Below are 24,092 nucleotides of genomic sequence, written 5' to 3' on the forward strand. Positions count from 1 at the left end.
GGGGGAAACCTTAATGGGGGGCGCATCCTCCGGGTGGGGGGGGGGGGGGGGAGGCCCCCCCCGCCGCTCCTAAAAAAATAGCCATAAAAGGAGACGCAGATGGCACGGCAGTTACCCGAGTGGGCTGCGGCAAATCCGGTGATTATGGGGCTGTTGGAATATGTGCTGGAAAAGCGCGACAAGCAGATTCTCAGCGGTGACGAAAAGCCGATTTCCGTTACCCTGAACCCGCAAAATCCCCCTCGTGCCCTGCGCGCCGCACTGGCGCCATTCAACGATCCCACCCACGATGACGGCCTGCTCTGGGACGAGCTGAAATGGCTGGCCAACGAGTACCGCTGTTTCTCCATCAGGCCGGCGGGCCGCCGCTCCGCGGGTCGTGCGCCGTGGGAAGGGGCGCGGCTCAGTTTCAGGGATGCCAGTGAACCGCTGATCCGAGACTGGCTGCAGCGACCGCGCCCGCTATTGGTGAATCCACAGTGGCGAATGGCGCTGGCGCGATTCGAAGGCTATTTCGAGAATGTGGACGCCTTTCCTGTGGACGGCCTGGATCTGGAGCCGGGATTCGAAGATTTCGAGGAATTACTCGCCTGCTGGAGCTCCATTGGTAGAGAACTGGAGACTTCCAGCAACATGTCCTGGCGACAGCTGTCGGCCCGCTGCTTTCTCGGCGACTCCAAATACCTGGATAGCGGCTGGCGCCAGTCCCTGGTTTCCGCACTCTTCCCGTCGATGGGCAATCGAATTCGCGAGCGTCCGCTGCTGATGCATCTGTACCTGCCGGCACAGATGGAGCGGGTATTGTTGATCGAGAACCAGGACACTTTCCTTTGGTTGGCGGATCTGGAGCCCGCTGTTACGGCGCTGGTGTATATCGAGGGCTACCGCGGCGGTGCGGCGCGGGTTCGCGCCCCCGGCATTGCCCGATTCAGTACCCTGAATGAAATCCCCATGGAGGCGCGACGAGACTTCCTGCAGTGGTGGCAGGGGCAGGCTTTGCGGGCGCTGCCGGTCTATTTCTGGGGCGACCTGGATTATGAGGGCATGCATATCGCCGCCGCGCTCAGGCGCAGCTTCCCGGATCTCGAATGCTGGCAACGGGGGTATCAACCACTGCTCGACAGGCTGCTCGCCAGTGGTGGTCACCTGCCGCAGCAGGCGGGGAAGGAGAGGCACAAGGCAATACTGTCGACGGGATGTGCCTATGCCGACAACCATCTGATCCCCGCTCTGGTGGATTCGGGGCGCTGTGTGGATCAGGAGGCGGTGACCGCCGGACAGCTGATTGCCTCAGTGGACGATAGCGACCTGTGAGTTGACCGGGGCTGCGCAGTCAGTTTTCAGTATTGCGTTTTATGCGCAACTTCTCGGAAGATGCGGCAACTTTGCTGTAAAAATAACCTTTCTATTGATAAAGGGAATTTTCCGGAGATTGCTATGCGTCAATTTTCCATTCTGGTCATTTTCGTTTTGGCATTTGGCGGCGCCGCTGTGCTGTATGAAAAAGAGAGCCGCAAGGTCAAGGGTGTCCTCACCCAGATAACCGAACTGCAGGCGCAGCTGGGCGACCTGCAGGCGGAGGTCAACCGCCTCAATGGCGAACTGGAGGCGGTCAAGCTGGCCGAGCGCCGCCGTCCGAACCTCAAGACCATCGCCAGCCGTATCCGCAGCGAGGAGCGCCCGGCCACCACCGCCACGGCCCCTGCGGCGACTACTGGCAATGCGCGCCAACTGATTGCCTCCGACGTCACCAGCGCGCCGCCGGCCATTCGAGGTCGTGACGGTGAGGAGGCGGATGACAGTGGTTGGAACAAACCCACAGTTGACGCCGAGCAATACCAGGCTGAGCAGCCGGTGACCGACCCCTATCAATAACTGGGGTATTGAATCCTGACCCAAAGCCCCCAGATTGTTCGCAGTCGCGGACAGTTTGGGGGCTTTGTCATTGCTGGCAAAGCCCGGATTTATCGGCCCGGAGCGGATTATGCCATCGAACAAATTCTACTCTTCACTCAACGAACAATTGGCTGGCCTGCTTTCCGGGGAGCGGGACTGGCTGGCCAATACCGCCAATGCCAGCGCGCTGCTGTTTATGGAGCTGGCGGATATTAATTGGGCCGGTTTCTATTTTCTCTACGGCGACGAGCTGCGCCTGGGGCCCTTCCAGGGCAAGCCGGCCTGTACGCGGATTCCCGTCGGTGCCGGCGTCTGCGGTACCGCTGTGGCGACCGGCGAGTCCCAGTTGGTGGAGGACGTACACCAGTTTCCCGGTCATATCGCCTGTGACGCGGTTTCCGCGTCCGAAGTGGTCATCCCGCTTTTTGCCGGCGGGCGCTGCCTCGGTGTGCTGGATGTCGACAGTCCCAGTGTTGCCAGGTTTGGCGTCGAAGACCTGACCGGGCTGCAGGAGTTTGCCCGGATCCTGTTGAACTGCTCCGAGATTCCCCCGGTTATTCCACACAGCCGCTAGAGTGCAGCTTTATGGCGCTGTTATGGCAGAGGCGGGCAGGGGGCAACCACTATGAGGTGCGCAGTCACGGTGCCAGCGTGCGCCTGTATAGCAACGGTGTCTTCCATTCCCAGTGGAATCCACGGGATCCGTTGAAGGGATCCCTGTGGGAGCTGTTGCTGTTGCCGGCCTTCTTTCTTCCCGGGCGCCAGGTCCGGTCCGTACTGTTGCTGGGTGTTGGCGGCGGCGCCCTGATCCGCCTTCTGCAGCAGTTTGTCGGACCGGAGAAGATTGTCGGTGTAGACCTGGATGCGACCCACCTGCGCATTGCGCGAAAATATTTCGGTGTACAGGGGGCGCAGCTGGTGTGTGCCGATGCCCGGGATTTCGTTGCCGATCAGCTGGCCTCCAGAGGAAAAAATTCCTTTGACCTGATCATCGACGACCTGTTCGGCCACGGAAGCGGCGAGGCGGAGCGCGCTGTTGCGGCGGACCCGGCCTGGTGTGGCAAGCTGTTGCAACTGCTGGGCGACGATGGGCTGCTGGTGAGTAATTTCGGCAGTCGGCGCGAGTTGCTGGACAGCGGCTGGCGCGAGCGGGATATTAGCACCCAGCTGCGCGGCGCCTGGACCGCGGAGATGACCGCCTACGAAAATGCTGTCCTGGCAGTCAGCAGGCAACCGCTGTCCCTGGCGGCGCTGACCGCGCGAGCGCCGGACAGGATCAACCCGCAAAACCCCTCCCGTCGGCTGAACTGCCGATTGAAGCGCCTGCCCTGACAAATCCGTAATTCGGGCTCTCTGCCGCGCCAATGGTGGTTGGCGCCCTTTGTCACTGCGTGTCTATACTGATAAAAGGCAATTGTTTTCCCGGGAATGGCCGATGCGCTACAAAACAGTGGAGGATGTGATCCAGGAGGGGCGGGATTTTCATGCCAAGCTGGCGCAGCAGTACGGTGAATACGAGCAGTTGGCACCCAACAAGCGGGTCGAGCTGCTGCTGGACCAGCTGAAACGGCGCGAGGATTCCATGAAGCATTCACTGGAAAATTTCCACGCCGACCTGACGCCCGGTGCGCTACACACCTGGGTTCAGTTTGCCCCCGAGGGGCGAGACAAGGAATTCCTGCAGCGATTGCGCAATATCGACATCAACGACCTGGACGAGATCGCCAGACTGGCGATGGATATCGAGATCTACCTGGCCGACCAGTACCGCGACCTGGCCCAGGGAGCGGAAACCCCCTCCGCGCGGGATGCCTTCGAGCGCCTGCGGCAACTGGAAGAGCTGGAAGAGCATACGCTGTCCATGAACCTGTTTAATCTGCGGGATTACTGACGCGCATACGATGGGAAATCGCGGGAATGAGGTATCAGAGCGGACCTTGCGCTCGCCCTTATAGCAAGGCTTTCTCGTCATTCCGGCGAAGGCCGGAATCCAGGCGTCCCCGAAACCGGATACCGGCTTGCGCCCGTATGACGAATCAATGAATGCTCGAACTGCAACAGAGTATCTACAGGTCGAGTCTGTAGACGCAAAAGCCCTGGTCTTTGGCCAGCAGTTGCACCCCTGAAAAATAATCCCGGCCCTTTCTCACCAGCGGAATAAATTCATTTACCACAAACAATGCATAGCCAGCAGTTTTGAGCAGGCGCGCGCTCTGTTTGAGGAAGCGATCAGTGAGATCGCCTTCGACTTGGAATCCCTGGTGAAAGGGCGGATTGCAGACCAGCAGGTCGGCAATTCTGTTTTCCAATTCGGCGCCGGCGTCCGAGGGTACCACGACGCCTTCCAGTCCCCGCTCGCGAAAGTTCCTCTCGCAGGCCTGCAGGGCGGCAGCGTTGTTGTCGGTGGCGGTAAAGTAGTAGTTTCCCCGGATGGCCAGTTGGGCACTTAAATAGCCGTAGCCGCACCCCAGGTCCACCACATGCGCGCCGTCATTCGGCAGGAGTGTGGCAAACTGCTCCGCGAGCAGGGCGCTGCCGCGGTCGATTTTGTTCCAGCCGAACAGACCCGGCTTGCTGTAGAGCCCGCCCAGTTCCTCGAGGCGGCGCAGTTGGGTGTAATTCAGGTCATCGATCTTTTCGCCGCCGCGGTCCTGCAGTGCATTGGTGCTTGAGTATTCTGCCCCGTGTTTCTGCAGTTGTTTTGCGCAGCCGAAGCGCTGTGCGGCCTTGGCCGCGTAGGTTTTGATGCCCCCCTGCTTGCCGCCCACCAACACCAGCTCGCCGCCCTCGCCGAGGAATTCCGCTGCGCGATTGACGATGTGGTGCACCAACGCCTTTTCCTTGGAGACCGTGTAGACGATGCGGCGGTATTTGCGCCCCAGCTCTTCGAAGTGAAAGTCGCTGAAAAAGCTGCGCCCGGCCTTGTCCTCCGCCAGTTTGGCGATATCCCAGCGGTTGCTGAGCAGGTCGCCGGCGAAAGTGAAACCCTGTTGCAACAGGGCCTTGCTGTTTTCATCGGCAATCCACAGGGTTTCCCGCGGAGAGACTTGGAGTTCCTGGTCGAGTAGGGCGGACATGGGCTTTATTGTACCGAGGCGATTTCTTCCGGGGTGAGGAAGCGGTAATCACCCTCGTGCAGTTCCTCTTCCAGCAGGATTTCGCCGATCCTTTCCCTGTGCAGTTCCAGAACCCGATTACCGAGCGCGGCGAACATGCGCTTTACCTGGTGGTAGCGGCCTTCACTGATGGTGATGCGCACCTCGTTGGCGAAGAGGATCTCCAATCGGGCCGGCTTGGTTCTCTTCTTTTCGTTGTCGAGCCAGATGCCCTTGGCAAACTTCTCTACCGCGTCTTCGCCGATCCTCTCCGCCAGGTGCGCATAGTAGGTCTTGTCGCAGTGGTGGCGGGGGGAGGTGACCTTATGGGACCACTGACCGTCATCGGTGAGCAGCACCAGTCCGGTGGTGTCGATATCCAGGCGGCCGGCGATGTGCAGCTTGTATTTATTGGGTTCATCGACCAGGTCGAGCACCGTAGGGTGCTCACTGTCCTTGGTCGCGCAGACATAGCCCAATGGCTTGTGCAGCATTAAGTAGCGCGGCCCCGGCTCCAGCAGCGGCTCTCCATCCAGGCACAGGGTGTCGGATTCCTCGACCTTGGAAGAGGGGGCGGTGACCACTGCGCCGTTGACGGTAATGCGCTCCGCCCTGGCGGCGCGCTTCACCTCGGCGCGCGAGAGGTCGGTTACCTGGCTGACGGCCTTGTCGAGCCGCATCGCACTAGCCAATCTTGCGCTCGCCGGAATCCACAGACTGGTAGATGAGGGTGTTGATGGTCATGGGACCGACACCGCCGGGTACCGGGGTGTAGGCGGCAGCACGCTCCGCCAGTGGGCCCAATTCGATATCGCCGACACCGCTGGGGTGGTAGCCGGCGTCCACCACGACGGCGCCGTCCTTGATCCACTCGGCCTTGATAAATTCCGGTTTGCCCACGGCGCCGACAACAATATCCGCGCGGTGGATATGATCGGCCAGGTCCCGGGTGCGGGAGTGGCAGATGGTCACTGTTGCGTTGGCGTTCAGCAGCATGGCGGCCATGGGCTTGCCCAGGATGGGGCTGCGGCCGACGACGACGGCGTGCTTGCCCTCCAGTTCGACTTCGTAGGCTTCCAGCAGCCGCATAATGCCCTTGGGCGTCGCGCAGCCGTAGGCCTCTTCGCCCATGGCCATACGGCCGAAGCCGAGGCAGGTAACGCCGTCCACGTCTTTATCCAGTGCGATGGCGTCGAAGCAGGCGCGTTCGTCTATCTGCGCCGGCACCGGGTGCTGCAAAAGTATGCCGTGCACATTGGGGTTGGCGTTCAGCTCTTCGATCTTGGCTAGTAGCTGCTCGGTGGTGGTGGAGGAGGGCAGCTCCACCTGCAGGGAGTCCATGCCGACACGACGGCAGGCGTTGCCCTTCATTTTTACGTAGGTGGCGGAGGCGGGGTCGTCACCCACCAGGATGGTCGCCAGGATCGGCGTCTGGCCGCCGCTCTTTTCCTTCAGTGCGGCCACACGGGCCGAGAGTTCTTCCTCTGTTTTCTGTGCCAGGGCTTTGCCGTCCAGAACCAGTGCAGACATAGATGCTATCTCAAACAATAAAGAATCTTGGGCTTATGGCCGGAGGCGATTTCCTGTAGGAGCAGCGGGGCGGCCATCCGCCGGTGGCCGCGATCAGGCTTTCAGGCAGCCCGTGAGATCGATCGCGGCCACCGGCCGCTCCTACAAGGTATCTGTCCATGGCATCCGGCCCGGATTGCGAAGCGCGCTATTTTCGCACAGGCCGCGAATAATTTCCCCACCTGGTCACAAGCCCCGACTGACGGTCTAAACTTCTGCAAAAAGAATAGCTTAGCGCCGTTGACTCACATGGGGGCTGTCAGTATTATGCGCGCTCTTCGCAGGGGAGGCGGCTTCGAAGCTGCATTACAGCAGCTGTTCGCGAGACGTGACCTCGGCGATGGAACAGGTTTTTCGGGGCATAGCGCAGTCTGGTAGCGCGCCTGCTTTGGGAGCAGGATGTCGGGGGTTCGAATCCCTCTGCCCCGACCAGACTTTTACCGGGTTACCTTGCGCCCGTAGCTCAGCTGGATAGAGCATCCGCCTTCTAAGCGGATGGTCGCAGGTTCGAGTCCTGCCGGGCGTGCCAAACTTTTGGGTGGCTTTGGGCTTGGCAGTTTCGATAGAATCCGCTGCCAGTTTTGAGTCGCAGGACTATTCCGGCCCATCAGCAAGCTGATGGGTGCCAGAACGACTGCAAAGCGGTGCTTTGCAAACGGTCGCTCTGGCCCTGCCGGGCTTTGTGCCAGGTTGGGGTTCTCAGCGTCGCCACAAGACGTTGATGCATAGCACTTTTAATGGTGGCCGTAGCTCAGTTGGTAGAGCACAGGATTGTGGCTCCTGAGGTCGCGGGTTCGATCCCCGTCGGCCACCCCATTTTCCAGAAAGCCCGGCTTATGCCGGGCTTTCTCGTTTTCGGGCCCAGATACTATAAGCAGGTGCTTTACGGTGCCTGCGCCGTTGCCTGATAATAAACGCCTCGATCTTCTGATAGCTTTTGGTTATAAGAGCTGCGGAAGAGACACGGAAATGAAATATTGAGACTTGGGAGTGATCGGTGACCGTTACTACACTTGAGCGCAAGGCGACCAATGTACATTGGCATGAGGGCGACGTAACCCGCGATGACAGGGCGAGCATCCTCGGTCACAAAGGCGTCACCCTGTGGTTCACCGGCCTGTCCGGATCCGGCAAGAGCACCGTCGCCGTCGCCGTCGAAAAGGCGCTGGCTGCCCGCGGTGTACTGAGCTACCGCCTGGACGGTGACAATATCCGCCTGGGTATCAACTCCAACCTGGGATTCTCCGCCGAAGATCGCCAGGAGAATATCCGCCGTGTGGGCGAGATCTCCAAGCTCTTCGCCGATAGCGGGGTGGTGGTGCTGAGCAGCTTTATCAGCCCCTACCGCGAAGACCGCGAGCTGGTGCGCCGCATGCATGCGGAAGGCGACCTGCCGTACCTTGAAGTCTTTGTCGACTGCTCGCTGGAAGAAGCGGAATCCCGCGACCCGAAAGGTCTGTACAAGAAGGCCCGCGCCGGCGAGATCCGCGGCTTTACCGGTATCGACGATCCCTATGAGGCGCCGATTTCTCCCGAGTTGCATCTGCGCACCGACCAGATGGCCCTGGAAGAGGAGGTCGATATGATCATCTCCAGCCTCCAGGCCCGCGGCATTATTGCCTGAGTACACCTTGTCTGACCGCCCACTCCCGTAAGGTGCGCCGCGCGCATCATATGGAAGTGGGCGCAATCCCCGATGCCCTTTGATGCGCTCGGCGCACCCTACCTCTCTACCTGTGGGAGCCTGCTCCGGTTCCGCCGTGAATGGCAGGCCACAGATCGCTGTCTATTGATGTTCCATTCGGCGCCAACTGCCGGTCGCTCCGCCTATCCCTACATATACTCAAGCTGTACCAAATAACGAAGTAAGCAGCTGTGGAGGCGAGTATGTCGGTGCGGAGAGCAAGGATACTCTCTGGGGTTGTATTGGCCATTGTGGCCTTGGTGGGGGTTGGCGCCTGGTATGGATATCAGAAGCTGCCGAGAATTCCCGGTGTGCCCGAAGCCCCGGTAGTCGGGGTTCCCAAGGGGGCGCTTGAGCACCGCCCCATGCCTGCCTATGCCGGGCCCCACCCGCGGGTGATGAAGCGCCCGCCGGAATACTTCCCCTTTCCGATCACTATCGGCGAAATAGGGCCGGTGGAGACGCTGTTTGCCGGCCCCTCGAGCTATCCCTTCTACTGCGGAGAAAACGAAGTCACCAATCGCCAACCGCTGGTGGATAACCAAGGGGGCGAGGGGGTTCCCGTATTTGCCCTGGATGAAAAAGGGCAGAAGACCGGGGAAATCATCGGCTACAGCCGCGATTGCAGCCACTCGACCCAAGTGACTTATTTCTACCGCAGTACCAATGACGGAGACTTCCATCCACTGGAAGAGGCCAATGGCGATATTGACCAGGTCACGGTAAACGGCGAGGTCACCGACTTCGTGGTGCGCCTGGAAACCGGCACCATCAACCGCTTCTTCTACGCTGTAGCGGCACTGAGAGGGGAGGGGGAATCGGCCGGCAGGCCCAGCGCCAGCAACTGGAATCGCCGCCTGATCTACCAGCTCCGCGGCGGTGTCGGCATAGGTCGCCGACAGGGGGATATCAGCAAGGGTGATATCGTCTCCCGCCGCGCGGACCAGCTGGCACGCGGCTATGCGATTGTCTATTCCACCGCCAACCAGACCAGCAATCACTACAATATCTGGCTCGCAGAGGATACCGCGTGGCGACTGAAGAGGCAGTTCACGGCCCTCTACGGCGAGCCGCTCTACACCGTTGGCCTGGGCGGGTCCGGTGGGGCCATACAGCAATATCTGTTCGCGCAGAATGCGCCGGGACTGCTGGACGCGGCCATCCCTCTCTATTCCTATCCCGATATGGTCAGCCAGACCATCTATGTGTTCGACTGTGAGCCGCTGGAGTATTACTTCGACGTGGTCGAGGCGGACAATCCGCGCTGGCGGGACGCAGCGGAGCGCACTGCCATACAGGGGTTGTCTGCCAGTAGTGACGCCACCAGCCGCTTCCATACGCTGAAGCTGGCCGCCTCCCTGTTCGACGGCCGCTACCGCGACGGTACCGAGGGCGCCACCGAGTGTACGCAGGGCTGGCGCGGGTTGGTGCCGCTGGTGAACAACCCCAATTTTGTCCACTTCATCAAGAACTTCGCCGACGATGTGGCGCGCAAAACACATTGGTCTCACTGGGAGGATCTGCGCCAGTTTTATGGTGCCGATGCCACCGGCTATGCCAACAGCGCCTGGGACAATGAGGGCGTGCAGTACGGACTGGAGGCGCTGGTCAGTGGCAATATCTCGGTGGATACCTTCCTCGAGATCAACGCCACCATCGGCGGCTGGAAGCCGCAGCAGGACCAGGGCGATGAAAAACTGTGGTTCCTGAATGGCGATGTCTTTCCTGCCCGGCTCTCAGTCTGGAGCGAGCAGAATATGAATCTGGGTAACCTGGACAGGCCCGCCAAACGCAGTCGTGCCAGTCGGGAGGCAATAGAGGGCATCTATCGCTCCGGTCATGTGTTCCTCGGGGATGTGGAAATTCCGATGATTGACCTGCGCCACTACCTCGACCGAGACCTGGATATGCACCACAGCTCCGCCTCCTTCTCCGCCCGCGAGCGCATTCGCCGCGCCCGCGGTCACGCCGACAACCAACTGATCTGGGTGAGTCACAGGAACTACACCCCCCTCGACGAAGCCCTGGATACCATGGATCGCTGGATGCAGAACATCATTGAGAATCCGGGTGCCGGCGTCGCCGCCAACAGGCCCGTAGATGCCAGTGACCAGTGTTTCGATAGCGAGGGCAACATATTGGCGGCAGGCCCGGATGTCTGGAATGGCGTGTGGAACAGCCAGGCCACTGGTGAGTGCATGCAGGAATACCCCATCTACAGCACCCCGCGTCAGGTGGCCGGGGCGCCGATTTCCGGAGATGTGTTCAAATGCGCGCTGCAGCCAGTTGAAAGGGCACTGGCCAAGGCCATCTACGCGCCCTACACGGATGAGATAGCGGCCCGTATCGAGGATATGGAGCGGATTTTTCCGTCCGGGGTCTGTAACTACAATCAACCCGACCTGGCGCGACCGCAGGAAGACCTGATACCCGGCGATAGCCCGGTGAAAATTGCCGGTCAGCTGATCGAGCCCGATTACCGGCGGTCTGTAGATCGCCTGGCGAAAGAAAAGCTGGAAGAGGAGAAGGCGCAGCCGGTATCGGTCACCCTGCCGGGAGGGCAGGGTGCGAGCCACTAGCCGAGAATTCTGGCGCGCTTTTTGTTGACAGGCCAGCGCAATCCGGTATGATGCGCGTCGCTCGAGGGGCAAGGCCCCGAACATCAGAGCAGCAAGATGGGTGGTTAGCTCAGTTGGGAGAGCGGCGGCCTTACAAGCCGTAGGTCACAGGTTCGACCCCTGTACCACCCACCACTCCTTCAAGGGAGTGCATCTACCGCGGACCGGTAGTTCAGTTGGTTAGAATGCCGGCCTGTCACGCCGGAGGTCGCGGGTTCGAGTCCCGTCCGGTCCGCCATTTTTCGAAAAGGCCCTCATGAGAGTGAGGGCCTTTTTCGTATGCGGGAATCTTTGTGCGGGCTGACTGCCGGGGTGGAACACGCGAGTTCAGGAGCCACAATCCTGTGCTCTACCAGTCCTGATTGAATCTGTTTAACAAGGCCCCGAGCATTCAAGTTACTGGGTAACGCTGGTGCATCGGTGCCTTATCCGTAGGATGCGCCGCGCGCACCAATTCCTTACCGATCCTTTCTGGCATTGCATTTTGACCGATTTAGCTCTATATTTCGGTCAAGTGACCAAATCCACTGTATGAGGCTCACCAATGAGCTCACTTCCTAATCACCAGCCCCAACCCAGCGGCGACGCAGTCCTCCTCGAAGCACTGCTAAACACCGCCGACCACCTGGGCTTGAAAAAGAAAGAGCTCGGCGAAATCATCCACCTGGACGACCGCACGCTACGTCGCAGAAGCGGCCTGGATCCTGATAGTGCTCCCGGTCAATTGGCCCTGCTGCTGGTGCGCGCCTACCGCGCCGCATTCGTATTGATGGGCGGTGCCGACGGCGCCCGCTACTGGTTCGCCACGCCCAACCGCGCCCTCAACGGCATACCGAAGGAACTGGCCAACCGCATCGATGGTCTGGTGCGCATCGTCACCTACCTGGATGCCATGCGGGGCAAGGTTTGAGCGCGGATATTTCCCGACGCATTGAATCCGGCAAGGTTCGCCTCCTCGGTCGCCTCTACCGCATCATCGAATCTCAGGAAGAGGTCGCCACCCGCAGCCTGGTCGACAACCTGCAGAAACAGCGGGTATTGGAAGAGTTGCTGGAGCAGAGCAAGCCGCAGCGGCTGCCTGGCAGCGAACAGCTGCACTACCTTCTCGCCACACCCTTTCGCTACCCGCCGCTGCCCTGGGGATCCCGCTTCGGCGGCACTGCGGAATCCGGCATTTTCTACGGAAGCAAGACAATTCCCACGGTGCTGGCCGAAGCTGCCTACTACCGGCTGCTGTTTATCCACGATATGGACCCGGCCCCGCCTAAGCCAGTGACCAGCTACCACAATATATTCTCCGCCAAATACTGCGCCGATCCGGGCATACGCTTGCAGGCTCCCGCCTGGGAGCAGGACTGGCCGGCGTTGACGCACCCAATGGACTACCGCTACTGCCTGAACCTGGGCCGCCAGCTGCGCGATGCCGAAATCGCCGGCCTCGAAGCGCCCTCGGCCCGCGCTTTGCTGGCGGGTTTGGCCCAGTTGCCAGCGAACAACTCCGAAGGCATTAACGTGGCCTTGTTCGAGCCCGGGGCGCTGCTCAAGAGGCCGCCAACACAGGAAGCGGATGTAACTGCGGAAACTGGTAGCGAAGAAGTAGTATTTCTGGTGAAGTCAGGCGACAGGACGGAAACGCGGAGTTTCGCTTTGGAGGCTTTCGAGATAGACGGCATACTGCCGCGGCCAGCCTAAGATCATCTCTACAACTCGCGAATCCGCTTATTACCGTAGGGTGCGCCATGCGCGCCAACACAACCCGGCCAACACATGCAGCTCCGCTATTTAACCAGCCTTGACTTGGACTCCTTCATCAAAGCCGCTAGCGAAGTCCCATACCATCGCATAGAAACCGACCTCTTCCCCAACATCCAAGTCTGGATCCGCCGAGACGATCTCCTCGACCCCATCATCTCGGGTAACAAAGCCTACAAGCTTCTCTATAACCTGATCGAAGCAACAGAGCAGGGCACCGACACTCTGATTACCTGCGGTGGCGCCTGGTCAAATCATATTCACGCCACCGCAGCTGCCGGTACCCGCTTCGGCTTCCGTACCATAGGCATAATCCGCGGCGAACGCCCGCCAGAGCTAAGTGCCACCCTACAGGATGCCGAACGCTTCGGAATGCATCTCAGGTTCGTCACTCGCGAGCAATACAGACAGCGCAGTCAGCCGGAATTTCTGAAGCTTCTGGGGATAGATGAGGGGAATGCCCTCTATATACCAGAGGGAGGCGCCAACCTGGCCGGTGCCAGAGGTGCGCAGTTATTGGGAAAAGTAATTGAAGCGACAGCTCCGATCAGATTCGATCAACTATGGCTAGCCTGCGGCACCGGCCTGACCCTGGCGGGCCTGGCTTCTTCAGTCACAAGCCTCCCAGTCTACGGCGTAGAAGTCCTAAAGGCAGGTGACTCAATTCGCCGCGACGCGCAGCACTGGCTGGAGGCACTGAAAAGCCCCTCTCCCGCTTGCGGGGGAGAGGTTGGGGAGGGGGGAACGGGAACTCCTACAAGCAACCTGTCTAGATTTCCAGCTGATTTTTTTTTGATCAATCAGTGCCACTGCGGCGGTTACGCTAAATATCCCCCATACCTACAGGAATTCCAGCGAACCTTCGAACACCAAACCGGCACCCTCCTGGACCCGGTGTATACCGCAAAGCTGATGTACGGCCTGCACCAAGAAGCCATTAGTGGTCGCATCCCCCCCGGCAGCAAGATACTGGCGGTACATTCCGGTGGCCTCCAGGGTCGGCGCGGATTTGAACCAACTGCGTCGAACAAAAAATGAATAGCTCGGTTCAGGCGAACTCCACTGACTCTCCATCCTCGTTCGACTCCCCAGGCAAGCTAAGGCATAATCGCCTGTCACAATTTTGGGGAAGCTTTTTCCACCGGTGCACAAAAAATAATCAGGTGGGCCGACAGGAAAAGCATCAATCGCCGGGCCCAGATTCGGGCACCATTGGGGGAGCGGTGTCGGAATTTCAGAATATTGGCCTGATTGGCCGTACAGAAAGCGATAGTGCCGTCCTCTCGCTCAAACGCCTGATGGCGTTCCTGGAGCGGGAGGGCTTCGCAGTGGTTCTGGAGCAGGAAACCGCCAGTGCAGCCCCCAACCACAACGCCCGTGTGGCACCAAAAGGCAAGCTTGGCGAACTCTGCGACCTGGTCATCGTCGTCGGTGGCGATGGCAGTCTGCTCGCTGCCGCCCGCGCGCTGGCCAAATTCAGCGTACCACTCCTGGGGATCAATCGCGGGCGCCTCGGCTTCCTCACCGATATCACCCCGGATGAAATCGAACAGAAAGTAGGCGAAGTGCTGGCCGGCAAATATATGGCCGAGAGTCGCTTCCTGCTGGATATGTCCGTTACCCGCGACGGCAAGCCGATTGGCAAGGGCTCTGCCCTGAATGATGTGGTACTTCACCCGGGTGAATTTATCCGCATGATCGAATTTGACCTCTATATTGATGGTCAATTCGTTTACACCCAGCGCTCGGATGGGTTGATTGTGTCGACCCCCACCGGCTCCACGGCATACGCCCTGTCAGGCGGTGGGCCCATCATGCACCCTAAGCTGGATGCCATAGTGCTGGTGCCACTGAACCCGCACACTCTCAGCAGTCGCCCGATCGTCGTAGAGGGCAGCAGCGAGTTCAAAATCATTGTGGGTGAACACAACACCGCCAATCCGCACGTAACCTGCGACGGGCACGATCAGGTCATCACCGAGCCGGGCGATGTGGTTCGCATTCACAAGAAACCGCATCGCCTGACCCTGGTGCACCCGCTGGAACACAACTTTTATGAAACCTGCCGATCAAAACTGAATTGGCAGGCCTCTTAGTGATTAATAAAACCAAAATGACGAGAAGTAAAAAGGGGATCGAGATGGATTTAAGCAGCGTAGTACCGGTCATTCTGTGTGGCGGCTCCGGTACAAGACTGTGGCCTAAATCCCGGCAGAAGCTGCCCAAGCAGCTGCTCAGCCTCACCGGCGAACACACCATGCTGCAGCAGACGTTGCAGCGCGTTACCGATTACGCGCGCCCTATCATCGTCTGCAACGAGGATCACCGCTTTATGGTGGCTCAGCAGGCCCATGAACTCGGCATAGAAGTATCCATCGTTATCGAGCCTGTGGGCAGGAATACCGCCCCGGCCATCGCCTTTGCCGCCATGGCCGCGCTGGAAGCAAACAAAAACCCGGGCCTGCTCGTACTCCCCGCAGATCACCTGCTGAGCGACATCGATCATTTCCACGATGCGGTCAAAACCGGTATCGAGAAGAGCGAGCAGGGCGGCTTGGTGACTTTCGGCATAGTGCCCGACGCCCCCGAAACCGGTTACGGCTATATCAAGATGGAAGGCGGCGACAACAAACTGATCGGCAAGATCAACAAGTTCGTCGAAAAGCCCTCCCTCGACACGGCAAAAGAGTACCTCGCCTCCGGCGATTACTACTGGAACGCGGGCATGTTCCTCTTCCAGGCCGAAACCTATATGGCTGAACTCGCCGTGTACGCCCCAACAATCGCCAGTGTATCTACTGAGGCAATGAAGACTTCTGCCAAGGAGAGCGATTTCACGCGCCTGGATCAGGCGGTGGTCGAGAAAATCCCGCCCGACAGTGTGGATTACGCAGTAATGGAGCACACCCAGAACGGCTATGTAGTGCCGTTGAAGTGCGGCTGGTCGGACGTGGGCTCCTGGGCTTCCCTGTGGCAGGCGCTGGATAAGGACGCCCAGGGCAATGTCGCCTTAGGCGACGTTATCCTGGAAGACTGCGAAAACTCCCTCGTATTCGGTGAAGACCATCTGGTAACGGCCATTGGCGTCAAGGATCTGGTTATCGTCGATACCAAGAACGCGGTCATGGTGGCCCCGAAAGACCGCGCCCAGGAAGTCAAAGCACTGGTCGAGAAAATCCAGCAAGCCGGCCGGGACGAGCATCTGCTGCACCGCGAAGTCGTCCGCCCCTGGGGTAAATACGATTCCATCGGCAATGGCGATCGCTTCCAGGTCAAGCGAATCACCGTCAACCCCGGTGCCAGCCTGTCCCTGCAGATGCACCACCACCGTGCCGAGCACTGGGTAGTTGTATCCGGCACGGCAATCGTTCAGCGCGATGAAGAGGAGATCATGCTTTCCGAGAATGAAAGTGTCTATATCCCCATCGGCGCCAAGCACCGGTTGACTAACCCCGGTCTGCTGCCCTTGGAAATCATCGAAGTACAGAGCGGCAGCTACCTGGGTGAAGACGACATAGTCCGCTTCGACGACATCTACGGAAGGCAGGCCCAGCCGGCATAAACCCGTATAAAGCCAGGGATGGCCTGAGCGGACGTCAACACAAGCCAGGTATGGCCGTAGGGTACGCCGCGCGTACCAAAGAAAAATTGGAACACATTCTTGCTGCTTATCTAGCGCGGAATCACTCCAGACAAAAATTCATTGCGGTTTCAGTTAAAACTCGAGTTGTACAAATGAACCAAGGCGTCAAAGAAAAATACGGTAGGCTGGTCATCGTCGACCCCCAGCTAAAAGACTGCAAGGGGCACAACTACCGCTACGCCAAGGGTATCGCCGAAGAACTGGGCCTCCCGGCTGTCGTACTCTCCCACAGGCAATTCGGTGGGGAGGGCGATAACGCCATCGACGTGCGTCCCTGCCTGTCATTCGACCAGTACAACAACAGCGCCTTCAAAGACGGCTACCGCCCCAGCTTCTTCGAAAAGCTCACCCGCTTCAAAGACCACGTCTTTACGCGCCTGCAGCAGAACAATGGCATCTGGGAAAAGAAGTCCCCGCTCGGTACCCTGGTTGCAATCTCCGTAGCCATCGGTAATTTCCTGTGGTTCCTCCCCGCGCTCTTCCACCAGCTGTACCTGCTCACCTTCGGCCGCGGCACTTCCGCCCACACTGACCTGGCGGCAAAGGAACTGAAAGCGGCGTTCGAAGATGTAGGCCTGCGTCAGGGCGATCTGCTGGTCATGCAGACCATGCTCTGGCCGACCTTCGAATCCCTGCTTGAACTGAAGATCCAGGCAAATAAAAACTACGGCTGCGATGCACTGTTCATCGTCCATGAAGACTGGACCATCTACAACACCGTGTACACCCGTTTTTCTCCGGCAAAACTGAAAAAGCGGGTGCTTGAATCCCTGCCGTTCAATCGGGCGAAAATCGTCTCGACCAACAAGCCCCTGAGCGAATACTGCCAGGAGTGGTGCGGCTACTTCCCTCAGGTGGTAAACGAAATCAATTTCCCGCTCGCCGAGGGCCTTCCGCACAGAGCCATCGACGACAAGGGTCGGACAAAAGTCCTGATACCCGGTGTATACCGCGGCGACAAGAACTTCGAAAGTCTGGAACAGTTGTTCGCCAGCATCGCCGCCGAAGAGCGCGATGTGGAATTCTGCATGCACGAATCGGTCGTGGCCCGTGTCCGCCTGCCCTCACAAGGTAACTGCACTTACAGTGGTTATTCCAGCGTGGACGGCGCCTACGCGTGGCTGGAGTTTTTGAGCAGCTTTCACCTGATCCTGATTCCCTACGGGCAGGAGTACCGACACCGCATCTCCGGCATTGTGCACGAAGCGCGCCTGCTGAATATTCCGGTGGTCTGCCACAAAGGCATCGCTGATGCCAGCCTACTGGCGGACGAGCGCTGCACATATGGTGACAACGGTGAGGGCATAGCTGATGCCATCCGGATTGGCGCCAGCCTGGCCAGCACGGGTGCCGCCTTCAAACCCGAACATGCGCCGGCGATCGATGCGGTACTGTTGGATGAAGCAGGCTGGGTAGAGGGCCGAGAAAAGCCCATAGCCGTGCAGGTCAAGCCTGCCTGGACCCGCTGTGGCACTTCCGTCGTGCTGGATACGCAGATGGATTGCCTGGTGGAGCAAGGCTACTTCGTAATTGAAATATATGTGAAGACAGAACCCTGGCAGCTGCGTCAGGGCCAGGTGGACACCTGTTACCAGGTAATGCGCGCTGGCCGCGAGTTCAGCGGCGGCATGGCCGTGCGCGTACTTCTCAAGAATATTACACTGCCGCGGATGGCTGCGTACTTCTACCAGCTACTGCGCAAGCGCATCCCCGCTTTTTTCAAGCGCGAGAATATCCACAGTACCTGGAGTGATCCTGACAAACCCCTGATCCGCTTCCTGCAGAGCAACAATGTTGAGCTGGCACTGGTCAACCATATCTTCAATAACGACTTCGCGCGCAAATATATTCCTGCGAAGAAGTTTGTCTGCGAAACCCACGATATCCAGATCAATCAGTTGCTGCTGCGCCGTCCTGAACTGCGGGATCGCTATGATGCCGAGCTGGACTATGAGCTGAAGCTGCTCAATACCTATGATGCGGTGGTAAACCTGAACCGGACGGAACACAAGATCATCGAGCAGGCCGTGGGGGACAAAGCGCATTTTATCGCTCCGCCAATACTGGCTCGGCGGCTTAAGAAACGCTACCCAAGCCTTGGAGCTCTTCTGGCAGCAGAATCTCGCTTCGATAGACTCGGTAGTCTGCCGGAGACATTCGACCTGTTGATCATAGCGGATGGCCACCCGGCCAATATCGAATCGGTAACACATTTTCTGGAACAGGTTTTTCCCCGTTTACCGGAAAACACTACCTTGGGATTGGTGGGAACCATCGGCAAGTACCTCAAAGTGAAACGCAGCCTGAAGACTCAAGTCTTCTCCATCGGATATGTGGAGGATCTCGCAAACCTGCACGAGTTTACGCGGGTGACTGTGTTGCCGGATATCGCGGGGGAGGGCATTCCCATCAAGACCAACGAGGTCCTGGCCCTCGGTTGTCCTTTTGTCGCCACCGTTCATGCACTGCGCGCATTTACTGCCGAAGAGCTGGAGTTGAGTGGTATTACCGCTGCGTCAGCTCCGCAGGAAATGGCTGAGCAGATCCAGGTTCTGCTCGAGAGGCAACAAATATGGAAAGAGGTCGGCCCAGCAATACAAAGGCTCGTGGGCTGTTACAGTATGAATGACTACCTGCGAAACTGGGAGTGTCTTCTGAAGGGGAGCCCAACAGCAATCTCTCCCCAGGAAGACAACCTGAACTCAGAAAGACAATTGAATTCGGTATCTTAGGCTTCAAAATATGAGTAACACCCTTATTGTCACCGGTTACGATTGCCCAATCTATAAGCAGGAACAACACTCCGTCGTAGGTGAGAGCTCTTCAGCTCCTCGCTTATTGGAAGAATTTTGTCAGCAGTTCGGCGACACCATCGAGTGGCGAGGTGTCCGTAGTCCGGGAAGCGTACTGCCAAGTGAAGCTGGCAATAGCCAGAAGGGCTGGGCGGATGCAAGTAGCTACAAAGTACTGGATCAACTGAAAGCTGCTAGTGCAGAGTACCGCTTCCTGCTGGTCTACCAAGCGCCGGAAGCGGTATTTGCCGGCGTATATAGAGCCACGGGTGGTGACCTGTCTAAGGTGAATATCGCGCTGGAAGCCTGGGCCCAGGCTAATCGGTCGATTCTCAACTTTTTCCAATGCAACCGGGAGACCAGTGCTCTAGTTCACATCTTTGCGCCCCAAGAGCAAGCTTTAGATTTCAGCGGTATCTACAGCAACTTGATGGGGGGGGAGGCATCGCTCGCTTTCATGAGGGCAAGGGCCGCGGATTCGGTGCTTGAAGCGCTGGCTCCTCAAATGGTTGAAAAGTTCACTGCCCACCAGGAGCTGTATGGAAAACTGCAGTTGGCGGCCTCCCTGCCTGGTGCGGATCTCGATCAAAGTGGCAATCCCTATTCGAGAAGCGAATACCTAGCCTCCCTCGCGGCCGAATCGTTGTTAACAGGGAATGGTAAAAGTAATAAGGAGCTCGAGGATGAACTCGGGCTGTCCCTGCTGCAGATCCATCAGCTGCAAGAAGAGTTGGAGCACTACTTCCTGAAATACGAAAAGTTCGGGGCCGGTGCAATAGAGCACGGCTCTCCGGCAGCCCTTTCCCACTCGTCGGATTATTCCTCGGTGTCGGCCGTAGAAATAGTTGGAAGCTATGCGGAAAGTGGATATAGAGATATCCATTTAAAGCTATCAAGCCTGGTATTGGCCGACGGCCGCGACTTTGACAGCCTCTCATGCAAACTAGTATTGAAGGCTGGTATGGCAGCGCTAGAGCTCCGCGCAAACGAAGGTGGTGTGAATGCCTTGTCGTCATGGCCGAATGAAATGCATGATGATCACGGTCCATTCTTGCTATTTATTCCTGATGCTGATAAAGAAGAGTGCACTCAACAGCAACAGTTGCTAGCGGAAATGAATACTGAAGATCGCCAGCTTGTATTTAGTATTGTCAATGTGCTGAGAGATCACTTTACAAGTGGCAGCATACAAGGTGCAGAAAGTCTCTCAATAGAAGATATACGCGACTGGCGTTTGGTTGCCATCGAGCTGGCGAAGAAAGCTGAGGGAGTGAATTCCTTCATTTCGGTTGATGACGTGCACCTCCGGGAAGAATTGGTCTCGGAAGGTTACAACCACATCTGGTTTGATTGTCGCAACTTACAGTTCGGTACGCGCATATACCCAAGTTACAGTTTTAAATTTACTGCAGCTGAACACAGGAACAGGTACAACTTGGCACTGGAATTCCGGGAACTGGAGGGCAATAAACCGCCGCTGGAGGCTTGGCCTACCGAGTTTTCTGACGAATTCGGCAACAAGTTGCAAGCCAGTTTGATTGTTAAAGCAGGAAGTATACATATTGATCTGAGTGAGCAGATAACCGGCGCGGACGGAGCAATGTTGTCCTCGATTATCAAAAAATTGCCAATCCTGATTGAGTCGCTGGCGGGAAGCGGCCTAACGTCAACTAAAGGCTGGGACTTCTGGTGGAAACAAGTTGCAGGCCTAGACCAGAAAACTGTGACTTATAGAGTCGAAAAGAGGAGCCTGATGGGGCGAGTGAAAGCGCGTCTAAGGCGGTAACCACTACTGTTTGAGAAGTCTCTGCATGTCCCGTAATGCCCTGAAAAAACTGGTGGTGGTGGATCCCGCGTTGATCGCAGCAGGAGGGCACCACACGGGGTTTGCCCTGATGGCGGCGAGATCCCTTTCCGAGCGCAACGAGTCCGTTGAGCTAGAGTTCGTCTGCAGCCACTGCATTGATGAGACGATAAAAGCTGAACTTGAGGGATATGGCTGCCGACTTAAACCGGAATTCCATTTCAACTTCTACGAAGTTTTCGGACAAGAAGTCAGGTTGGCGGAGGTCCAGCCCTTTATCAGACAAGCGACCCTAGAGTATGCCCGTGTGATAAGGGACGTCGAAGAACGTTCTTATGGGCAGGAATTGATATTTTTCCATCCGAGTCTGAGCTGGGAGCACGCATATGCGCTGTCCTTGGCGCTTAAGTTTATTGGTGATCAAAACACGTCGACCCATATAGTGTGTGCCATGTTCAACCCGGGTATAACGCATAATGGGGTGACCACTGACTCGAGGGCAAAAATGCAATATGCCCTGGGTTTTCGGTGCCTGCGGTCTCTGGCAAACGTAAAATTATATGCAAGTGATTATGAGTTAGCGGAAACTTACGCACGCTTGCTGAATTTGCAAGAAAAGTTGCCTATACACCCCTGCTATCTGGCGGACTGGGATCGCCTGTATCAGGCCCAGAGAGTTATGGATGGGCAGGGTAAAAATACGCGCAAGAGAGTGATCCTCTACATGGGGGATGCCAAGCGAGACAAGGGGTTCTATCATCTTCCAAGATTGATTAAAAATGCCTTGAAATCTGTGGGCGAAGATCAAGAATTGTATATTCAATTTTCGATTCCCTGGCCCGATACCGAATTGCACTCCGTCGCGATGGAGCTGCGGGACTTAGCAGCCAAGTACAGCAGTATAGTTATTGAAGAAGGGTTTTTAGGAGAGGCTGAATTGCATCAGCTGCTTGGCTGTGCATCGATGTTTACGTTCAATTACTGCTCCGAAATTTACAAAAACAAGAGCTCCGGGTTCTTCTGGATAGTGGCTTGGTATGGGATACCAATATACTGCTTTGGCAACTCCTGGATGAACAGGGAATCGCGCAGACTTGGGCGGCCATTCCTGAGTTCAAGAGGCGGTATGGTTGGATTCCGCAATGCTCTGGCGAATTTGCGGCATTCGAAAAACATACCACAAACGTCTGACAATCCGTACTGGAAAGCAGTATATCGGAGCTTTTGGAGCTGGATATGTCAGTGATGTCGTGGGGCTGCATAGATAATTGTGGAAATCCAGAAAAACAAAATTACAAAGATGAGGTTCTATTAGCGTGCTAGGCACTCAGGTTTTAGATTACGTTAAAGATAAGCTTTTATTATCTGGTGTCCCGGCTGGCTCCATAGTACATGTTGGTTGTGGCGCCAATGTTGAAATCGACTTTTACGTGGATATGCGATTCCAAGAAGTATATCTTTTCGACGCCAGCGAAGAAGTTTGTAATCAATTGGAATTCAGTACTGCTGCACATGCCGGTGTCCACATACGGCATGCGGTTGTGGCAGATACTAATGGAAGACGTAAGATACATCGGACCAATAACCAGGATTTTGATTCTCTGGAAGACCCAGGGAAGCTGACGGATTTCTTTCCAAATCTAAAAGTGGTGGCTACTGAAGATGTAGAGACAGTAGCCTTGGGTAAAGTACTGCAACAAGCGGCTGCAGATGAGGAGAGGTTTAATGTCCTTATTGCGGAAATTGGCGGGGACAGTTGCAAACTTTTCCAAACAGTGAGTGCTATTGATTTACAGAGGTTTTCGATTCTAATAATCAAGAGAGCTAACTTGAACGTCGGTAGTTCCGTTTCTGGCGGCGGTCTAGATTCTTGTCTGGAAAAAAAATATTTTAATCTGGAATTCCAGGATGAAAGTGAGTATCCATTCAGTTGCAGGATTTATCTGCGTAATGAAGATGCTATCCACATTGAAGCGTTGTCCGCGGAAAGAGATCAGTTAAAGGCGGAGAAAAATAAGATTGACAAGATTCTCGTCAAGGCACAGGCAGATCTGGATGACCTACGCAAGCAGTATGGTAATCTGAGGCGGGAAAAAGCCCGGCAGAACGGTGTGATGGTGCAGGTAGCACAGCGTCTTCAGAGCGCCTCGGATCAGTACCTCAAGCTTGTGGAGAAATATCCCGAGTTGCGGGAGCTAGGCGAGACGGTTTTCCTGCCAGTTATGGGCGGTGTTCCCGAAGGTAAAACCGAATGAACAGAGAGGAGCTGCAGAAAATAGACGGCCTTTTCCGAGAGCTTACGTCTATTTCCCAGCTGGCTGCGGATGGCGCGGTGGATGTTTTAGAGTCGGTAGCTCTTCCAAACGACTCCGTGTCTTTGAGCGAGCAAATACAGCAGCTAGGCTCGGAGAGCGAGCGAAGGCCGACCATCCGAACGATTCATCATTTTGCCTGTACCGGGGGGACATTGATTTCAAAATGCCTCAGTGCGCTACCGAATGTTTACTTATTAAGTGAGGTGCACCCTTACTCTCACCTGAGTCGTGTTGATGGACGCCCGCAATTTGTCCCTTCTGATATTAGAAAGCTATCTTGTTGGGCTGGTATTCCAAATGTTAATAATTTATCTGAAAAGCTGTTTCTTGAGTCAATGGTTGTGGCTGAAGAGCATGTGGATACATTAGGGGGTAGGCTGATTCTACGGGACCACACGCATTCTGATTATTGCGTTAACGCTTACTTTGACCAAGAATCTACAGTGTTGAGGTTGCTTCGTGAGCGCTTCTCTATCTTATCTGTAGCTACTGTTCGGCATCCAGTAGAAAGTTATTTATCACTCAAGGCTAATGGTTGGGTTCATTTTCAGCCAAGTACATTCGATGAATACTGCCGAAGGCAGCTGGCATTCTTGAAAAATAATTCTACTAGTGCGGTTTTTAAATATGAAGCATTTGTAGAGCAGCCAGGTTTACAGTTGAAGGCCATCGCTGATGTGTTAGACCTTAACTATAGCGAATCTTTTCAAATGATTTTTAATATTTTTAAGGTCTCTGGAGATAGTGGTCGAAGCTCTGGAGTGATCGAGAAAAGAGACAATAAAAATCTGCCCAGTGATTTTCAGAGCGAATGTATAAACAGTAAAAACTATTTCGAATTATGTGATTTCCTCGATTACCAGCCCCGCTGTTAAGCTTTCTATGGGTGCTGCTGGGTTTGCGCCCATTAATTTTTATAGAAAA

Annotated in this window: 20 protein-coding genes and 5 tRNA genes; 22 read left to right on the forward strand and 3 right to left on the reverse strand. The window is 56.6% G+C overall.

The window, feature by feature from the left end:
- The first annotated feature begins 99 nt into the window (after positions 1-99).
- From IG627_RS16485 to IG627_RS16505, 5 genes are all read left to right on the forward strand, one after another.
- Positions 100-1,314 (forward strand): Wadjet anti-phage system protein JetD domain-containing protein, encoded by a 1,215-nt coding sequence (locus IG627_RS16485; protein ID WP_193193640.1) that lies wholly within the window; start codon positions 100-102, stop codon positions 1,312-1,314.
- Between the two features lie 123 nt (positions 1,315-1,437).
- Positions 1,438-1,875: a hypothetical protein gene (locus IG627_RS16490; RefSeq protein ID WP_193193642.1), complete on the forward strand. Its 438-nt coding sequence runs from the start codon at positions 1,438-1,440 to the stop codon at positions 1,873-1,875.
- 109 nt (positions 1,876-1,984) lie between these two features.
- On the forward strand, positions 1,985-2,470 hold the full coding sequence (locus IG627_RS16495) for a GAF domain-containing protein (protein ID WP_193193644.1): 486 nt from the start codon (positions 1,985-1,987) through the stop codon (positions 2,468-2,470).
- Positions 2,471-2,481: 11 nt separating this feature from the next.
- Positions 2,482-3,228: a methyltransferase domain-containing protein gene (locus IG627_RS16500; protein ID WP_193193646.1), complete on the forward strand. Its 747-nt coding sequence runs from the start codon at positions 2,482-2,484 to the stop codon at positions 3,226-3,228.
- Positions 3,229-3,331: 103 nt separating this feature from the next.
- On the forward strand, positions 3,332-3,787 hold the full coding sequence (locus IG627_RS16505; RefSeq protein ID WP_193193647.1) for a ferritin family protein: 456 nt from the start codon (positions 3,332-3,334) through the stop codon (positions 3,785-3,787).
- Positions 3,788-3,962: 175 nt separating this feature from the next.
- Here the strand turns inward: IG627_RS16505 and IG627_RS16510 are convergent, their stop codons facing one another.
- Genes IG627_RS16510 through folD form a run of 3 tightly spaced genes read right to left on the reverse strand, consistent with a single transcriptional unit; the run spans position 3,963 to position 6,521 of the window.
- Positions 3,963-4,973, reverse strand: coding sequence for a class I SAM-dependent methyltransferase (locus IG627_RS16510; RefSeq protein ID WP_193193649.1), 1,011 nt, complete (start codon positions 4,971-4,973; stop codon positions 3,963-3,965).
- A gap of 5 nt (positions 4,974-4,978) precedes the next feature.
- Positions 4,979-5,671 (reverse strand): 16S rRNA pseudouridine(516) synthase RsuA, encoded by a 693-nt coding sequence (gene rsuA / locus IG627_RS16515; RefSeq protein WP_193193651.1) that lies wholly within the window; start codon positions 5,669-5,671, stop codon positions 4,979-4,981.
- A gap of 4 nt (positions 5,672-5,675) precedes the next feature.
- Entirely contained in the window at positions 5,676-6,521 is an 846-nt protein-coding gene (folD, locus tag IG627_RS16520) for a bifunctional methylenetetrahydrofolate dehydrogenase/methenyltetrahydrofolate cyclohydrolase FolD (protein WP_193193653.1), read from the reverse strand.
- A gap of 394 nt (positions 6,522-6,915) precedes the next feature.
- On the opposite strand from folD, the gene IG627_RS16525 reads away from it, so the two are divergent.
- From IG627_RS16525 to IG627_RS16605, 17 genes are all read left to right on the forward strand, one after another.
- Positions 6,916-6,992 (forward strand) — tRNA-Pro (locus IG627_RS16525).
- A 20-nt stretch (positions 6,993-7,012) separates the two neighbouring features.
- Positions 7,013-7,089 (forward strand) — tRNA-Arg (locus tag IG627_RS16530).
- Between the two features lie 211 nt (positions 7,090-7,300).
- A tRNA-His gene (locus tag IG627_RS16535) sits at positions 7,301-7,376 on the forward strand.
- A gap of 181 nt (positions 7,377-7,557) precedes the next feature.
- Positions 7,558-8,184: an adenylyl-sulfate kinase gene (gene cysC / locus IG627_RS16540; RefSeq protein ID WP_193193655.1), complete on the forward strand. Its 627-nt coding sequence runs from the start codon at positions 7,558-7,560 to the stop codon at positions 8,182-8,184.
- 425 nt (positions 8,185-8,609) lie between these two features.
- A complete protein-coding gene (locus tag IG627_RS16545) occupies positions 8,610-10,823 on the forward strand; it encodes a DUF6351 family protein (protein WP_226865306.1) in 2,214 nt (737 codons plus the stop codon).
- A gap of 98 nt (positions 10,824-10,921) precedes the next feature.
- Positions 10,922-10,997 (forward strand) — tRNA-Val (locus IG627_RS16550).
- A gap of 26 nt (positions 10,998-11,023) precedes the next feature.
- A tRNA-Asp gene (locus IG627_RS16555) sits at positions 11,024-11,100 on the forward strand.
- A gap of 306 nt (positions 11,101-11,406) precedes the next feature.
- Positions 11,407-11,772 (forward strand): MbcA/ParS/Xre antitoxin family protein, encoded by a 366-nt coding sequence (locus IG627_RS16560; RefSeq protein WP_193193660.1) that lies wholly within the window; start codon positions 11,407-11,409, stop codon positions 11,770-11,772.
- Entirely contained in the window at positions 11,769-12,554 is a 786-nt protein-coding gene (locus tag IG627_RS16565) for an RES family NAD+ phosphorylase (RefSeq protein ID WP_226865308.1), read from the forward strand. The genes IG627_RS16560 and IG627_RS16565 overlap by 4 nt, the downstream gene beginning before the upstream one ends.
- Positions 12,555-12,629: 75 nt before the next feature.
- A complete protein-coding gene (locus IG627_RS16570; protein WP_193193662.1) occupies positions 12,630-13,652 on the forward strand; it encodes a 1-aminocyclopropane-1-carboxylate deaminase/D-cysteine desulfhydrase in 1,023 nt (340 codons plus the stop codon).
- A 185-nt stretch (positions 13,653-13,837) separates the two neighbouring features.
- Positions 13,838-14,710 (forward strand): NAD(+) kinase, encoded by an 873-nt coding sequence (locus IG627_RS16575; RefSeq protein ID WP_193193664.1) that lies wholly within the window; start codon positions 13,838-13,840, stop codon positions 14,708-14,710.
- 44 nt (positions 14,711-14,754) lie between these two features.
- Complete coding sequence (locus IG627_RS16580; protein WP_226865310.1) at positions 14,755-16,176, forward strand: mannose-1-phosphate guanylyltransferase/mannose-6-phosphate isomerase; 1,422 nt, start codon at positions 14,755-14,757, stop codon at positions 16,174-16,176.
- A gap of 50 nt (positions 16,177-16,226) precedes the next feature.
- A complete protein-coding gene (locus IG627_RS16585) occupies positions 16,227-18,989 on the forward strand; it encodes a glycosyltransferase family 4 protein (RefSeq protein ID WP_193193666.1) in 2,763 nt (920 codons plus the stop codon).
- A gap of 10 nt (positions 18,990-18,999) precedes the next feature.
- A complete protein-coding gene (locus tag IG627_RS16590; RefSeq protein WP_193193668.1) occupies positions 19,000-20,835 on the forward strand; it encodes a hypothetical protein in 1,836 nt (611 codons plus the stop codon).
- Positions 20,836-20,860: 25 nt separating this feature from the next.
- Positions 20,861-22,099: a glycosyltransferase gene (locus tag IG627_RS16595; RefSeq protein WP_193193669.1), complete on the forward strand. Its 1,239-nt coding sequence runs from the start codon at positions 20,861-20,863 to the stop codon at positions 22,097-22,099.
- Positions 22,100-22,169: 70 nt separating this feature from the next.
- Positions 22,170-23,108: a hypothetical protein gene (locus IG627_RS16600; protein WP_193193671.1), complete on the forward strand. Its 939-nt coding sequence runs from the start codon at positions 22,170-22,172 to the stop codon at positions 23,106-23,108.
- The gene (locus IG627_RS16605) at positions 23,105-24,043 is read left to right on the forward strand and encodes a hypothetical protein (protein ID WP_193193673.1); all 939 of its coding nucleotides are present in this window, start codon (positions 23,105-23,107) and stop codon (positions 24,041-24,043) included. Before IG627_RS16600 ends, IG627_RS16605 begins: the two co-directional genes overlap by 4 nt.
- Positions 24,044-24,092: the final 49 nt, after the last annotated feature.

Origin of the sequence: Microbulbifer taiwanensis (assembly GCF_014904815.1) — a bacterium.
GTDB lineage: Bacteria > Pseudomonadota > Gammaproteobacteria > Pseudomonadales > Cellvibrionaceae > Microbulbifer > Microbulbifer taiwanensis.